Raw genomic sequence first — 14851 nt, 5'->3', positions numbered from 1 at the left:
AATAAAGTGGTTCAAGTCGGAAGGTACCTTAGGGTGTCTTCTCTTTATTTCTCAATATAACAACTTTAAGAATATGATATTATTTTAATGCAAAGTCCCTTTTGTGCAATGAGATAGTAGTACCCAATAAAAAAGCCCACCTATTTCCGTAGGTGGGCCTTATCTTTATTACACAATATCAATTTATACTTTCTATTTCTCATAAATCTTATGTAATTATACATATATATAAAGTTTACACTAAATAAATATTACATGTAGTAAAATATAAATTGTGGACATGTTCTATAAAGCAGATTCTTTTAAAAGACGTAACATATTGACCATTATAAAAGATATGCCTTCACTCTATTACTGATCTCAAATCTCTTATGCTTTGTAAACTAACAATCTAGTGTATATAGACGATTCTGTTTTATAGGATGTGTTTACACGTATAAACAAAGGGATAATACGGATAAATTTATACAAAATGAATGTGGTTCAAGTCGGAGGAAGGCACCTTAGGGTGTCTTTTCTTTATACATAAAAAAAACCTACACAAAGAAAAAAGCCTCAGATATTGAGGCTTTTCATACAGATATCTATTCTCTATTGTACCCTTCCTTCATAACGAGCTACTCCAGATCCATCAATATTTTTTAAATGCCACTGCATTAACCCATGACAAGTGTACTCTTGAAAAGAATCAGGATAGATTTCATCAGAATAATAAATGTATCTTTCATACTTACCATTACCAATATAGTAATAAGATTCACATATTGGTGCCATTTCGTTTACGGAACTTTCTGTACTTTCTGTACTTGCTGAAGCTGCCCCAATCCCCCCTGTCAATGCAATACCAGTTGCTAATGCTCCAACTACTAATTTCTTGAACATAATAAATCCCCCTTAAATATTTTTTATAACTTGCCCCTTAAATGTACCACCTTCAAAATTATTGTAAATATTTTGAATTTGTAGAAATATTTATTTGAACTTTGTCAATATTTGTAATGTATTTTATCAAATGAAAAATAGAGGGATTTACAATGATATGTAATAATGCATGTTCATTCAGAAAAAAATAGTGATAAAATCTAAGCAACTGTTCTATTTTTTTCAGTTATCTTTGAAATCTTACTTCTTATTTACCCAAATGGGAGGCGCTTTATGGCGTCTTTTTTTATTAAAAAGAACCTGCTCAATTTCTTCGCAAAAACATAAAGTAAATTGAATCCGTCAAATTATATGCGTACACCCTTGTTTTCCCTCTTACTTAAAGGAGGAACTATTGTTATGGGATATGGTGGTAGTTGCGGTGGCTGTGGTTTCGCTGGAGGGTTTGCTTTACTTGTTGTACTCTTTATCTTATTAATCATTATCGGGTGCAGCTGCTTCTGCTAAAAAACTGTCGGAAAAGACGCCTTTGGGTGTCTTTTCTTTATGTGAAGAACATAATTTTCGGCTTATAAGGGTCACCATATCATTTTAAGAAAATGGTACGTTAAGAAGTTTATAAAGGTTAATAGGGATTAATAAATGTTTATTAATATTTTGCGACATGTTTATAAACATGACAAACCTTGATTTTATATGGATTAAAATTTTGTTCTTAAAGGTATACCTTTATAAACTTTAGTTCACTTTCATCATTGTTGTATGGAACTCTTCTTTTCTGATAGGGGGAGGATCTATACATTGGGAATATGTCAATTTCTTTGGTGCATAGAATATTGAGGAGTTACATTTGACTAATTTACAAACCTTACATCCTTTTTATATAAAAGAGCTGACTTATTTTTAATAAGGAAAAATCTAGATGTCCTTACCTGAACGTACTTTGCTTGTTTTTTGAAATGTTAATGTTGCTCTTTGTAGTGCAAAGAATAAGATTATTAAATATTAAGAATAGTTAGTATTTATTGTATCAATTTACTACATATTACATTTATGTAAATATTATTATAATGATTTTTTTAAAACTTTCCCCTAATAAAGTTTTGAAAGAGTTGTCTCTGTATTCTCCATGTTGTAAATATGCAAAGAAGAGAGAAAATTAATATTATTATAATGGGATTTTAAAATGAGATTTATAGCATATTAATAGAAATAATACCCTTAATTTCGACGTAATGGAATGAATCTGGAAGGGGGGGCTATGTTACCAGCTTGTACAAATAAAGAAATTATTGTTTCAACAGGCAATGGCTAATCAATCGCTGAAATAGGTACTTTCCGTGTGAAAGTTGAAAATGCTGCTGGTTCAATTGATACAATGTAAACAGAGTCAGTAAAATTAACACGATAAAATCATTGAAAATTGGGAGGGATTTCACATGAAACCATGGAAAAAGAAAATGGGTATGACAATGTTGGCTTCAGCAATCGCATTAGGAGGTGTAGCTACTCTAGAATTAGTTAACCCCGTATCAAAAGCAGCTGCGGCTTCAGGTTACGGAGCTAGCGTAAATACAACAAAGGCAAATTATTATGTTGGTACAGATGCATATATGAATATTAAAATTAAAAATAACAACAAGGCTTATGAAGTTGAGCTTCGTATGCAACCACAAATTCAGCGTGCAAATGGCAAGTGGGAAAATGTGAACAAACCTTTAATTTCTTGGTTTGTACCTGGAGAATATGTAGGAATGAACATTGATATTGGTAAAGTCAATTATGATGGCGTAGGCATTTATGAAAAGGGAAAATATCATTTGAAAGTTGATACGTACAAAACAACATCTTCAGGTTCTGTATATTTAGGAACGTTTAACACAGACGTATTTTATTTAAAATAATATCAATAACAAAACTCCCTTTTAGGGGTTTTCAGAGTAAGGTAAGAGGTATCGAGGATTTAATAGTAGATTCTTTTTAGGAATTTTTAGGGTGGAAAAATACTAACCATATAGAAGTATATTTATAGCGGACGCTCCTATGATGGAAGTATCCGTTTTTTGTTTTATCAGAAAAAGGGTATCGTAATGGGAGCATAAATAATTGACTACGATAATAGGGTAAGATCGCTTCTGCCAAGGACAAGTAATTTATCATTCGCATTCCCTTTCTTTAAAATTCCGGATGAACTATTGTATACTTAGTTTTTACTAGTCCTTTCATGTCCATTAGCTTAAGAAACGCAAATACCCCAAAATAAAAGAATTGACATGTCAGGTAAAAATGTACAATCTTTTGTTTTGGGACGTTATAAAATTCTTAAGTTGATAGATATGTATGATGCCTCCTAATTAGCGAATTAATAATCAAAATTTTTTTATAGTGGACAAGAGGGCCTTAGTTTATCTGGTTACCTAAGCAACTATGAAAATATGTTCTTTTTCTTTGTTATATAAAATTTATATAGTAAAAGCATAATTTAACAAAGCGGACCATTGAACCCGTAAATCCATTCTTCACATATCTCAAACATTGTTTCATAACTAAAATATTTTAAACAAATGTTTGTTTCATTTTCTCATAACTAACTTCTGAATCATATAAGTAAAAAACAGAAGAAAACACCATTAACATATATTCGAAAATTACATTTAGTTATAAAATGAAATTCATATTATAATATTTAATTAATCTATTATGATATCAACGTTGATTTAAAACCAGTCTATATAAAATCAATAAATGAGATTTTTAGAGGAAGGGTGGGCCTATATTTATTAATTTACGTAATTTTCAAACATTAAAATTCAGGATTTTAATATTTGTTATATAATGAAATCAAGCCGTAATCAATATGTTTTCCCCGTTATGAATAATGAGATAATTTATGTGTCCCGTGTAATCGCTTTAAAGAAAAAAGAACTTGTATGAAGTGACCCCTAAAAGTTAGACACGGTTATTTCATTAGGCAGCTTGATAAAAGTGAGTCCGGTATTGTACCGGGCTCATTTTTAATTTTGCCTTAATCCGTTTCGTATTATAATAATCTATATATTTTTCTAATTCTATTTTAAAGTGCTCTACATTTTCAAATTCTTTTATGTATAGGAACTCTGACTTCATAATCCCAAAGAAATTTTCTATTACTGCGTTGTCGTAACAGTTGCCTTTTCGAGACATACTCTGGACGATAGCTCTTGATTCAAGTGTCTGGACGTACTGTCCCATTTGATAATGCCATCCTTGATCCGAATGCATCAGTAGCTGGTGGGTTTCAGGTAAACGTTCCAATGCTTTCTCTAACATGTCTGAAACAAGCGAATACGTCGGTCTAGAACCAATTGTATAGGTAATAATTTCACCATTATACAAATCTAATACAGGTGATACATACAGTTTTTCTCCAAACAATTTAAACTCTGTGATGTCTGTTACCCACTTTTGATTCGGTGCATCTGTATGAAAATTACGCTCCAAAATATTAGGTGCGATTCTACCGACTTTTCCTTTATAGGATTTATATTTCTTCATACGCACGACCCACTTTAACCCAAGTCTTTCATAATGCGCTGAACCTTCTTGTGGTTCACTTTTTGGCCACGATTCGTTAATTCATCACGAATGCGACGGTAACCATAACGACCTTCATTTTCCTCATAAATCGCTTTAATCTCAGCTTTCAAATCGGCATCTACATCTGGACGATTCATTTTCTTTACTAAATCATAATACGTGCTTCGAGGAATAGTAGCTAGCTCCACAAGTGCCTTCACCGAATATTTATGCCTTAATTCATAGACTACTTGCGCTTTGTCTTGTTTTGTGATTTTTCCTTGTTTTGAACTAAGGCATTTCACTTTTTTAAGTACTCATTTTCCATCTCAAGCTGTTTAATGCGTGCTTCAAGTGCTTCGACTGACCCTTCAGCTAAAGGTTGTTTTAATTGTTTATTTGAATCTTTTTTCATGGATGGACGCCCCTTTTTCTTAGATTGAAGGGCATCAATTCCTTGTGTTTCGAGCTGTTTTTTCCAAACAGAAATCGTTGAAGGGGCAGGAATATTAAAAATAGCTGCCGTCTCAAATAAGGACATACCGTTTTCAATCATAAAGTTTAGTACGTCTAGTTTAAATTGTTGTGTGTAATTTGTACATCGTTTTAGAAAAGCTTCCAGACCATTCTGTTTATATTGGTTTACCCAATTCAAAATGATTGTGTCACTTATACCGAGCGATCTGCCCATTTCTCGATAACTTTCATTCCCGTTCAAATAACGTAGAACGATTTGTATTTTTTCATCAGCTGTAAATTTAGCCATAGAAAAACTGCACCTCCAATTGTTAGACTGTGTCTAACAATTGGGGTGCAGTTCAGTTTCCTCGCTCTTTTTTATTTGTCATAAACAATATATGATGAAATTTAAGCGATTCTAAATACAGTAAGGCGGATGTTAGTATTTCCTGTCGCAGGGATCGTAATCTCATTAAGAGTAGATTGAACAGAAATTCTTGCACCAGCTGCTAATGTTTCTATTGTAGTAAATGAAAGTGAGTCGCCTATTAAATTTGAAGAGAAATTATCAGTTGCGACTGCTCCATTAATTGAAATTCCTACTCCGAGTGGAGCGCATCCTGGCGCAGTTGTAGAAATGGATACGCTAATTACATAAATACCACCATTAATAACAGTAACTGTATCTGTGCCGTTGAAGATAATATTGTTTACGTTAATTGCAGTACTAAAAATAAAATTATTAAATTGCAGTACTGTTTGCTGAATATTGTTTGTTACAACAATTGTTGCTATAGGGAAGCTAGGTCCAGTAGGCCCAGTAGGTCCGGTAGGTCCACCAGAAGGTCCAGTAGGTCCAGTAACTCCTATGCCAGTAGCACCCGTTGGTCCTTGAATGCCTTGAGGTCCGGTAGCGCCTGTGTTACCTTGAACACCTTGAGGTCCAGTAGCACCCGTGTTACCTTGAGGTCCCTGAGGTCCAGTAGCGCCAGTAGCACCTGTGTTACCTTGAGCACCTTGAGGTCCAGTGGCACCGGTAGCGCCAGTAGCACCCGTGTTACCTTGAGCACCTTGAGGTCCAGTAGCACCAGTAGCACCCGTGTTACCTTGAGCACCTTGAGGTCCAGTGGCACCGGTAGCGCCAGTAGCACCCGTATTACCTTGAGCACCTTGAGGTCCAGTAGCGCCGGTAGCACCTGTGTTACCTTGAGCACCTTGAGGTCCAGTAGCACCCGTGTTACCTTGAACACCTTGAGGTCCAGTGGCACCAGTAGCGCCGGTAGCACCCGTGTTACCTTGAACACCTTGAGGTCCGGTAGCGCCAGTGTTACCTTGAGGTCCAGTAGGTCCAGGAGGCCCGCCAGAAGGTCCGGTAGGTCCGGTAACTCCTATACCAGTAGCGCCAGTGGCACCGGTAGCACCCGTGTTACCTTGAACACCTTGAGGTCCAGTGGCACCAGTAGCACCCGTGTTACCTTGAACACCTTGAGGTCCGGTAGCGCCCGTGTTACCTTGAGGTCCCTGAGGTCCAGTAGCGCCAGTAGCACCCGTGTTACCTTGAACACCTTGAGGTCCGGTAGCGCCAGTGTTACCTTGAGCACCTTGAGGTCCAGTAGCACCCGTGTTACCTTGAACACCTTGAGGTCCAGTGGCACCGGTAGCGCCAGTAGCACCCGTGTTACCTTGAACACCTTGAGGTCCAGTGGCACCGGTAGCGCCAGTAGCACCCGTGTTACCTTGAACACCTTGAGGTCCAGTGGCACCGGTAGCGCCAGTAGCACCCGTGTTACCTTGAACACCTTGAGGTCCAGTGGCACCGGTAGCGCCAGTAGCACCCGTGTTACCTTGAACACCTTGAGGTCCAGTGGCACCGGTAGCGCCAGTAGCACCCGTGTTACCTTGAACACCTTGAGGTCCAGTGGCACCGGTAGCGCCAGTAGCACCCGTGTTACCTTGAACACCTTGAGGTCCAGTGGCACCGGTAGCGCCAGTAGCACCCGTGTTACCTTGAGCACCTTGAGGTCCAGTAGCACCCGTGTTACCTTGAACACCTTGAGGTCCGGTAGCGCCCGTGTTACCTTGAGCACCTTGAGGTCCAGTAGCACCCGTGTTACCTTGAGCACCTTGAGGTCCAGTGGCACCGGTAGCGCCAGTAGCACCAGTGTTACCTTGAGCGCCTTGAGGTCCAGTAGCGCCGGTAGCACCTGTGTTACCTTGAACACCTTGAGGTCCAGTAGCACCAGTGTTACCTTGAGCGCCTTGAGGTCCAGTAGCGCCGGTAGCACCTGTGTTACCTTGAGCGCCTTGAGGTCCAGTAGCACCAGTAGCGCCGGTAGCGCCTGTGTTACCTTGAACACCTTGAGGTCCAGTAGCACCTGTGTTACCTTGAACACCTTGAGGTCCAGTAGCACCAGTAGCACCTGTGTTACCTTGAACACCTTGAGGTCCAGTAGCACCAGTAGCGCCAGTAGCACCAGTGTTACCTTGAGCGCCTTGAGGTCCAGTAGCACCAGTAGCACCTGTGTTACCTTGAGGTCCCTGAGGTCCAGTAGGTCCAGGAGGCCCGCCAGAAGGTCCAGTAGGTCCGGTAACTCCTATACCAGTAGCACCAGTGTTACCTTGAGGCCCAGTGGCACCGGTAGCGCCCGTAGCACCCGTGTTACCTCGAGGCCCAGTGGCACCGGTAGCGCCCGTAGCACCCGTGTTACCTCGAGGCCCAGTGGCACCGGTAGCGCCAGTAGCGCCCGTGTTACCTCGAGGCCCAGTGGCACCGGTAGCACCAGTAGCGCCCGTGTTACCTTGAGGTCCAGTGGCACCAGTAGCGCCCGTGTTACCTTGAGGCCCAGTAGCGCCAGTAGCGCCCGTATTACCTCGAGGCCCAGTGGCACCGGTAGCGCCTGTGTTACCTTGAGGTCCAGTAGCGCCAGTAGCGCCCGTGTTACCTCGAGGTCCAGTGGCACCGGTAGCGCCAGTAGCGCCCGTGTTACCTTGAGGTCCAGTAGCGCCAGTAGCGCCCGTGTTACCTTGAGGTCCAGTAGCGCCAGTAGCGCCCGTGTTACCTCGAGGTCCAGTGGCACCGGTAGCGCCAGTAGCGCCCGTGTTACCTCGAGGTCCAGTAGCGCCGGTAGCGCCCGTGTTACCTCGAGGCCCAGTAGCGCCGGTAGCGCCCGTGTTACCTCGAGGCCCAGTGGCACCAGTAGCGCCTGCTGGTCCAGTAGGTCCGGTAGGTCCTTGAATGAACGAAGCAGAATTAACTAGAGCAGTTTGTAATGCTGCTATTAATTTAAGGAGCTCTTGAAGTGTGCAAGGGTCAATTCGGAATAATTTTGTAATGTATAGTAAATAGTTAATGAGATTTTGAAGCTCAATAAATACAGCGCTTGCTACAAAGGTTGGATTTCTTAATATAGTTATTAAGTTTTTAATAATAGCTAACCCTTGTGCTTTCAGGGAGGAAGTAGCGTCTAGTGAACAAATAAATTTACTCAGTAGGTTCAATGTATCGATTAAGTCTTCAATATTTTGGGGAGATGGATTTGCGAAAAGTTTTGGGATTATTTTTGTTAAATCAATAATAATCGCACGAAATGTTCTAAGTTGAGCTTTAGTAATTGGGATTGATGGAGTATTCGGGATTCGTCCGGCGCTACTTGGAAAGCATGGTTTGGAGAATTTGTTTTGATTGTCGTTATAACGAGACATTAAATCTCTCCTTTCTCACGAAAATGTGAACGAAACTCATCATAGTAGATGCAGAAATTAGTTAAATGGTCATAGTAAAATCGTTTGTTTAAAGAAAAAATAGAAAAAACGCCTTACAATAAGGCGTTTTTTCTATTTTCTGCGTATTGATAATATCGCTTTAAGGAAATTTTTGATTTGAATCCAGCGAGTTTTATAATTTCTGATTCAGGAGTTTCTTTTTTTATTAAGTTTAAAATATAGGTGTTACGAAAATGTTGTCCGGAAATTCCTTTACGTAAATTGGCTCTAGCCACTTCGAGGCGAATCATTTTTTGTATAGCAATTTCCGTTAATGCCTTTGGTGCATCATTTTCATATACCCACCTGTATGTTCCACGGTTAAAATCGAATGCGACAAATAATGGATCATCACTATGGTATTTAGGACGAACTGGTTCTGGGATGCTTTTGTAATAATTATATAGTTGTTTTTTGTCTTCTTTTGCTAATGTAATTGTTCTTTCTACACCTGCGGTTGCTGGGATTGATAATGTATTAGTTTCAAAGTGAACGTGATGCATTGTTAATGCTGTAAGTTCCTGTAAGGATAAACCGTAGTCAATCAATAGATTTAAAATAGCAATATTGCGATCCGTTAATAAAGGGCGCACAGGAAGTTGTTTTTCTGAAAGTCCTTCTAATGAAGTGACTATATACTTTAACCTTTTTTCTTCATCAGGTGAAATGAAATCTTCGTTACGAAGTGTACGGTCTGGTTGAATAGATATTTCCATATTCTTCAATGGATTAGGAATGTTTAGAAAATGATGCATTCTATTTAGTACAATAAATACACGATGCATCGTTTTTTCTGAGTAATGTCGATTCGTTTTTAAATCGGAAAAGTAATCTTCGTAGTCTTTTGTACAAAGTGTAGCCCATATATTACTGGAAGGGAGCTTTTTGTTTTTTTCTAACCAATGTCCGAAGTCTTCAATGTCATAAACATAACGTTTAATAGTTGAGGGTTTTCGGCCTTTATTCAATAAAAAAATAGAAAAGGCTTGTATTGTATCATGGAATTCCGTTGTCTCCATAGTCCCACCACCTTAATTATTTCTTATATTATAGCAAACTTTTCTGAAAATAGGCATTTACAAGGGGGACAGGAATAATAATATTTGGTGAGTGGATAAAATGAGGTGATTGTATGGAACAATCGATGCGAAAGAAAAACAACAATCAAATTAATATTGTGTTAAACCATCGAAAGAAAATTTCTTTGCCAGCCGCAGAAAATAAAACGGTAATTTCAAATGAAACTGCAATTAAACATGAAATGCTGCAGAGAATTGAAGAAGAGATGGGGAAGCTTGTTGGGATGGAGGATATAAAAAAGATAATAAAAGAAATATATGCTTGGATTTATGTGAATAAAAAAAGACAAGAAAAGGGATTGAAGTCAGAGAAGCAAGTACTTCATATGCTGTTTAAAGGGAATCCAGGTACAGGGAAGACAACTGTTGCTAGAATGATAGGAAAATTGCTGTTTGAGATGAATATTCTATCGAAAGGTCACTTGGTTGAAGCTGAACGTGCTGATCTTGTAGGAGAGTACATCGGCCATACAGCCCAAAAAACAAGAGATTTAATAAAAAAAGCAATGGGAGGTATTTTGTTTATTGATGAGGCGTATTCTTTAGCTCGAGGAGGAGAGAAGGACTTTGGAAAAGAAGCAATTGATACGCTTGTAAAACATATGGAAGATAAACAACATGGTTTTGTATTGATTTTAGCTGGATATTCAAGAGAGATGAATCACTTTCTTTCATTAAATCCAGGGCTTCAATCTCGTTTTCCATTTATTATTGAGTTTGCGGATTACTCGGTAAATCAGCTATTGGAAATTGGGAAGAGAATGTATGAAGATCGTGAATATCAGTTATCAAAAGAAGCTGAATGGAAATTTAGGGATCATTTACATGCGGTGAAGTATTCGTCGCAAATTACATCGTTTAGTAATGGGCGATATGTACGGAATATTGTTGAAAAATCAATTCGTACACAGGCGATGCGGTTGTTGCAAGAAGATGCGTATGATAAAAATGATTTAATTGGAATATCGAGTATGGATTTGATGCTCGAAGAGGAGACGCACAGTACATAAACTGTGCGTCAATTTTTGTGTATAAGTTCGTTTACTCTTTTTTTGCTTTTTCTTGGTGTGTTTTATGGAAGTGTTCCATTTTAGCGCTCTTTTCGTGTGCTGAATTAGGATCGTGTCCAAATTGATTTACTGAGCTTTTTTGAGCTCCTTTATTAACGTGGTTTGTCATTTGTATTCACCTCACTTTAAAAATTAGTATAAACATTATATAAAGAAAAAATCGTTAGAAAAGAAAAACCTCTTTACGATATGTAAAGAGGTTAGATTGCTATTTATGCATTGAACGTTCTTTCGTTTCGATACGTCTGTGCGGTAAATGCCATTTGTAATGAATAGAAACCATGCGGAAGCAAACAATTAAAATGAATAGAATGTAAAGAGCCCAATCGCTAACAATAATTTGAGCTCCAATTAAGAAACCTGCTAAAATTGTCCAAAAGGCATATACTTCAGCTCGAAGAACGAGAGGTTTTCTGCGGGCTAAAAGATCGCGAATGATACCGCCGCCGATACCAGTTAAAACAGCTGCTACAATTGTGGCGCTAATTGGTAAATTTAATTTTTGGGCATATAATGCTCCTTGTACAGCAAATGCCGATAAGCCGATAGCGTCAGTGATATTTTCCCACTTTTTCCAATGTCTAATTAACTTATTTGGAAAAAGAAAAATAATAGTCATTGATAAAAGTGCGATTTGGAATAACATGTCTTGTTGCCAAAACGCGACAATCGGATAACCGATTAATAAATTACGAAGGGCACCTCCCCCAAATGCGGTTGCCATTCCTAAAATATACACCCCGAAAATATCATAATCCTCTTCCATTGCAACAATGGCTCCGCTTAGTGCGAAAGCGATTGTGCCTATGATGCTAAAAATCTCCCATGCCATGAATTTTCTCCCCCGCTAACTAGATGAAATGTGCTTCCTCTGCTATTATATTAGAAGGTTTAAATTTCGAAAAGGATGAGTGAACATATTTGATGGAAGAAAAAGAAAAAGTCATATTAGTAGGCTGTCAATTGCCACAAGATGATGATGAAAAATTTATGCATTCCATGAAAGAGCTTGCATCACTAGCGAAGACTGCACGAGCAGAATTGTTAGTGTCAACAACGCAAAAACGACCAAAGTTTCATCCGGCAACTTACATAGGTAAAGGGAAATTAGAAGAGCTTACAATGTTAACTGAAGAGTTAGAGCCGGATGTTATTGTATTTAATAATGAATTAACGCCGAGTCAAATTCGGAATTTATCCTCAGTATTAGATGCAAGAGTAATTGATCGAACGCAACTAATACTGGATATTTTTGCGCAACGTGCGAAGTCGAGGGAAGGTAAGCTTCAAGTAGAATTAGCTCAGTTGCAATATACAATGCCGCGTCTTATGGGGCAAGGATTGTCCTTATCGCGTCTTGGTGGTGGTATTGGAACAAGAGGACCGGGTGAGACGAAATTAGAGACGGATCGTCGTCATATTCGATCGCGTATTGATGAAATAAAGAAACAACTTGCAGTTGTTGTGGAACATCGAAAAAGATATCGTGAGAGAAGAAAAGATAATAAAGTATTTCAAGTGTCATTAATAGGGTATACAAATGCAGGGAAATCGACACTGTTTAATAGATTAACGGAAGCTGATACGTTTGAAGAAAACCTTCTGTTTGCAACATTAGACCCAACGACAAGGAAGATGCCGTTACCTTCTGGTTATACAGTATTACTAACTGATACTGTTGGTTTTATACAAGATTTACCTACTTCATTAATCGCTGCTTTTCGTTCAACACTGGAAGAAGCGGGGGAAGCAGATGTCATTTTACATGTAGTTGATTCCGCGGATCCTAACTACATAGGGCATGAAAAAACAGTAAAAAGATTATTATCAGAACTTGAAATTAACCATATTCCTGTTATTACGTTATATAATAAAAAAGATGAATTACATCAAAACTTTATTCCGTTTCCGAAAAGTGATTTCTTAATGACTAGTGCTTTTGAAGAAAGTGATTTATTGCGTATAAAAGAAGCGATAGAAACGAAGATGAAGAAAGAAATGGATCGTTATCGAGTGGAAATCCCTCCGAGTGAAGGTAAGTTGTTAACGCTTTTAAAGACGGAAACTCTATTAGCAAAGATGGAGTTTCTAGAAGATAAATTTGTATATGATTGTGCAGGGTATATTTTTACTCATTCATCGCTTAATGTGCAATTAAAGAGATTTTTAGTGGAAGAAGGAGAAAATAAAAATGTTTGATCGTTTGAAAAATGGAGAAAAAATTGCTCCAATCGTAAAAGAAGTAGAGAGTCAGATTACAGAAGTACATAAACGTGCGGATGAAGTAATTGAAAGCAATCAGTTTCGTGTATTAGAAAGTTTTCGTAAACATAAAATTAGTGACTCGCATTTTATCCCGACAACAGGTTATGGTTATGATGATATTGGCCGTGATACGTTAGAAAAAGTGTATGCTGATGTATTTGGGGCGGAAGCTGGACTTGTTCGTCCGCAAATTATTTCAGGTACTCACGCTATCTCTACAGCGTTATTTGGTATTTTACGCCCGGGAGATGAGTTATTGTATATTACTGGGAAACCGTATGATACGTTAGAGGAAATTGTTGGTGTGCGTGGGAAAGGTGTAGGTTCATTTAAAGAATATAATATAGGTTACAATGCAGTTCCGCTAACTGAAGCTGGGCTTGTTGATTTTGAGGCTGTTGCAGCAGCGATTCATAATAATACGAAAATGATCGGTATTCAGCGCTCGAAAGGTTATGCTACTCGTCCATCGTTTACTATTTCTCAAATTAAAGAGATGATCGCGTTTGTTAAAGAAATTAAACCTGATGTTGTTGTGTTTGTAGATAACTGTTATGGCGAGTTTATTGAAGAGCAAGAGCCATGTCATGTTGGTGCAGATTTAATGGCGGGTTCGCTTATTAAAAACCCGGGCGGTGGAATTGTTAAAACTGGTGGTTATATTGTCGGGAAAGAACAGTATGTTGAAGCGTGTGCATATCGTTTAACATCTCCGGGAATTGGCGCGGAAGCTGGAGCGTCTTTATACAGTCTGCAAGAAATGTATCAAGGGTTCTTCTTAGCGCCACATGTTGCAGGACAAGCGCTGAAAGGTGCAATTTTTACAGCTGCGTTTTTAGAAAAGTTAGGAATGAACACGTCACCAGCGTGGAATGCACCAAGAACAGACTTAATTCAATCTGTTCAATTTGATGATAAAGACCGTATGATTGCCTTCTGCCAAGCGATTCAATATGCATCTCCAATTAATTCGCATTTTACTCCGTATGCAAACTATATGCCAGGCTATGAAGATGATGTAATTATGGCTGCGGGAACATTTATTCAAGGTGCAAGTATTGAATTGTCTGCTGATGGTCCAATTCGTCCGCCTTATGTTGCTTACGTCCAAGGTGGGTTAACTTATTCACATGTGAAGATTGCGATTTGTTCTGCAATTGATGCATTAATTGAAAAAGAATTATTAACAATTTCTTAAGGGAAGCTGTCGATTTCGGCAGCTTTTTTCGTATAAAAGTAATGATTTATGCGATTAGAAAAAAGAATGAAAAAATTCATAAAAAAAATTATAAAAAATCATGTAAGAAAAGCTAACATCTATTGACACTAAACATAACATAGTATAAAATGAGAAGCAGTTAAGGCGAAGGAGGAACTGAAAAATGAAAGAAGATAGACGTTCTGCCCCGCTGTTTCCTATTGGTATTGTTATGGATTTAACACAATTGTCTGCACGTCAAATTCGCTACTATGAAGAGCATAATCTTGTTTCTCCAACCCGTACAAAGGGGAATCGTAGATTATTTTCATTTAACGATGTAGATAAGTTGTTAGAAATTAAAGATTTGTTAGATCAAGGCTTGAATATGGCTGGTATTAAACAAGTGTTACTAATGAAAGAAAATCAAACAGAAGCAGTGAAAGTAAAAGAAGAAACGAAAGAAATTTCAAAAACTGAGCTTCGCAAAATACTTCGAGATGAACTACAACATACAGGTAGATTCAATCGAACTTCATTGCGACAAGGTGACATTTCAAGATTTTTTCACTAAAGATAAC

At 38.2% G+C, this 14851-nt stretch carries 11 protein-coding genes and 1 pseudogene; 6 read left to right on the top strand and 6 right to left on the bottom strand.

Going from position 1 to position 14851, the window contains the following annotated elements; all coding sequences use genetic code 11:
- Positions 1-591: 591 nt before the first annotated feature.
- Entirely contained in the window at positions 592-882 is a 291-nt protein-coding gene (locus BHV55_RS18500; RefSeq protein WP_048568747.1) for a hypothetical protein, read from the bottom strand.
- 399 nt (positions 883-1281) lie between these two features.
- Between BHV55_RS18500 and BHV55_RS18495 the strand changes: the two genes are divergently transcribed.
- Both BHV55_RS18495 and BHV55_RS18490 read left to right on the top strand, forming a co-directional pair.
- Positions 1282-1389, top strand: coding sequence for a YjcZ family sporulation protein (locus tag BHV55_RS18495; RefSeq protein WP_080481858.1), 108 nt, complete (start codon positions 1282-1284; stop codon positions 1387-1389).
- A 932-nt stretch (positions 1390-2321) separates the two neighbouring features.
- Positions 2322-2786 carry a hypothetical protein gene (locus tag BHV55_RS18490; protein WP_048568748.1) on the top strand — a complete coding sequence of 155 codons (465 nt, stop codon included), beginning with the start codon at positions 2322-2324 and terminating at the stop codon, positions 2784-2786.
- A gap of 1063 nt (positions 2787-3849) precedes the next feature.
- Here BHV55_RS18490 and BHV55_RS18485 read toward each other — a convergent pair.
- The 3 genes and pseudogenes from BHV55_RS18485 to BHV55_RS18475 form a co-directional block, all read right to left on the bottom strand.
- A pseudogene (locus tag BHV55_RS18485) lies at positions 3850-5203 on the bottom strand (IS3 family transposase).
- Between the two features lie 101 nt (positions 5204-5304).
- Positions 5305-8598, bottom strand: a complete 3294-nt coding sequence (locus BHV55_RS18480) for a Gly-Xaa-Xaa repeat protein (RefSeq protein ID WP_168369342.1) — start codon at positions 8596-8598, stop codon at positions 5305-5307.
- 113 nt (positions 8599-8711) lie between these two features.
- The gene (locus BHV55_RS18475; RefSeq protein WP_050309128.1) at positions 8712-9677 is read right to left on the bottom strand and encodes a tyrosine-type recombinase/integrase; all 966 of its coding nucleotides are present in this window, start codon (positions 9675-9677) and stop codon (positions 8712-8714) included.
- Between the two features lie 113 nt (positions 9678-9790).
- Between BHV55_RS18475 and spoVK the strand changes: the two genes are divergently transcribed.
- Positions 9791-10747: a stage V sporulation protein K gene (spoVK, locus tag BHV55_RS18470; protein ID WP_000438175.1), complete on the top strand. Its 957-nt coding sequence runs from the start codon at positions 9791-9793 to the stop codon at positions 10745-10747.
- A gap of 31 nt (positions 10748-10778) precedes the next feature.
- Here spoVK and BHV55_RS18465 read toward each other — a convergent pair whose 3' ends face one another.
- Together BHV55_RS18465 and BHV55_RS18460 are read right to left on the bottom strand one after the other, a co-directional pair.
- Entirely contained in the window at positions 10779-10916 is a 138-nt protein-coding gene (locus BHV55_RS18465; RefSeq protein WP_000181501.1) for a hypothetical protein, read from the bottom strand.
- 99 nt (positions 10917-11015) lie between these two features.
- A complete protein-coding gene (locus BHV55_RS18460; protein ID WP_000312267.1) occupies positions 11016-11639 on the bottom strand; it encodes a trimeric intracellular cation channel family protein in 624 nt (207 codons plus the stop codon).
- Between the two features lie 92 nt (positions 11640-11731).
- On the opposite strand from BHV55_RS18460, the gene hflX reads away from it, so the two are divergent.
- The 3 genes from hflX (at position 11732) to glnR (ending at position 14844) form a co-directional block, all read left to right on the top strand.
- Positions 11732-13006, top strand: a complete 1275-nt coding sequence (hflX, locus tag BHV55_RS18455) for a GTPase HflX (protein WP_000391395.1) — start codon at positions 11732-11734, stop codon at positions 13004-13006.
- The gene (locus tag BHV55_RS18450) at positions 12999-14270 is read left to right on the top strand and encodes a methionine gamma-lyase family protein (protein ID WP_000460289.1); all 1272 of its coding nucleotides are present in this window, start codon (positions 12999-13001) and stop codon (positions 14268-14270) included. Before hflX ends, BHV55_RS18450 begins: the two co-directional genes overlap by 8 nt.
- Before the next feature lie 184 nt (positions 14271-14454).
- The gene (gene glnR, locus BHV55_RS18445) at positions 14455-14844 is read left to right on the top strand and encodes a transcriptional repressor GlnR (protein ID WP_000656783.1); all 390 of its coding nucleotides are present in this window, start codon (positions 14455-14457) and stop codon (positions 14842-14844) included.
- Positions 14845-14851: the final 7 nt, after the last annotated feature.

It is taken from the genome of Bacillus sp. RZ2MS9 (assembly GCF_001816185.2).
Taxonomy (GTDB): Bacteria; Bacillota; Bacilli; order Bacillales; family Bacillaceae_G; genus Bacillus_A; species Bacillus_A cereus.
The sequence above is the reverse complement of the archived record's forward strand: the minus strand, read 5'-3'. Positions and strand labels throughout refer to the sequence as shown.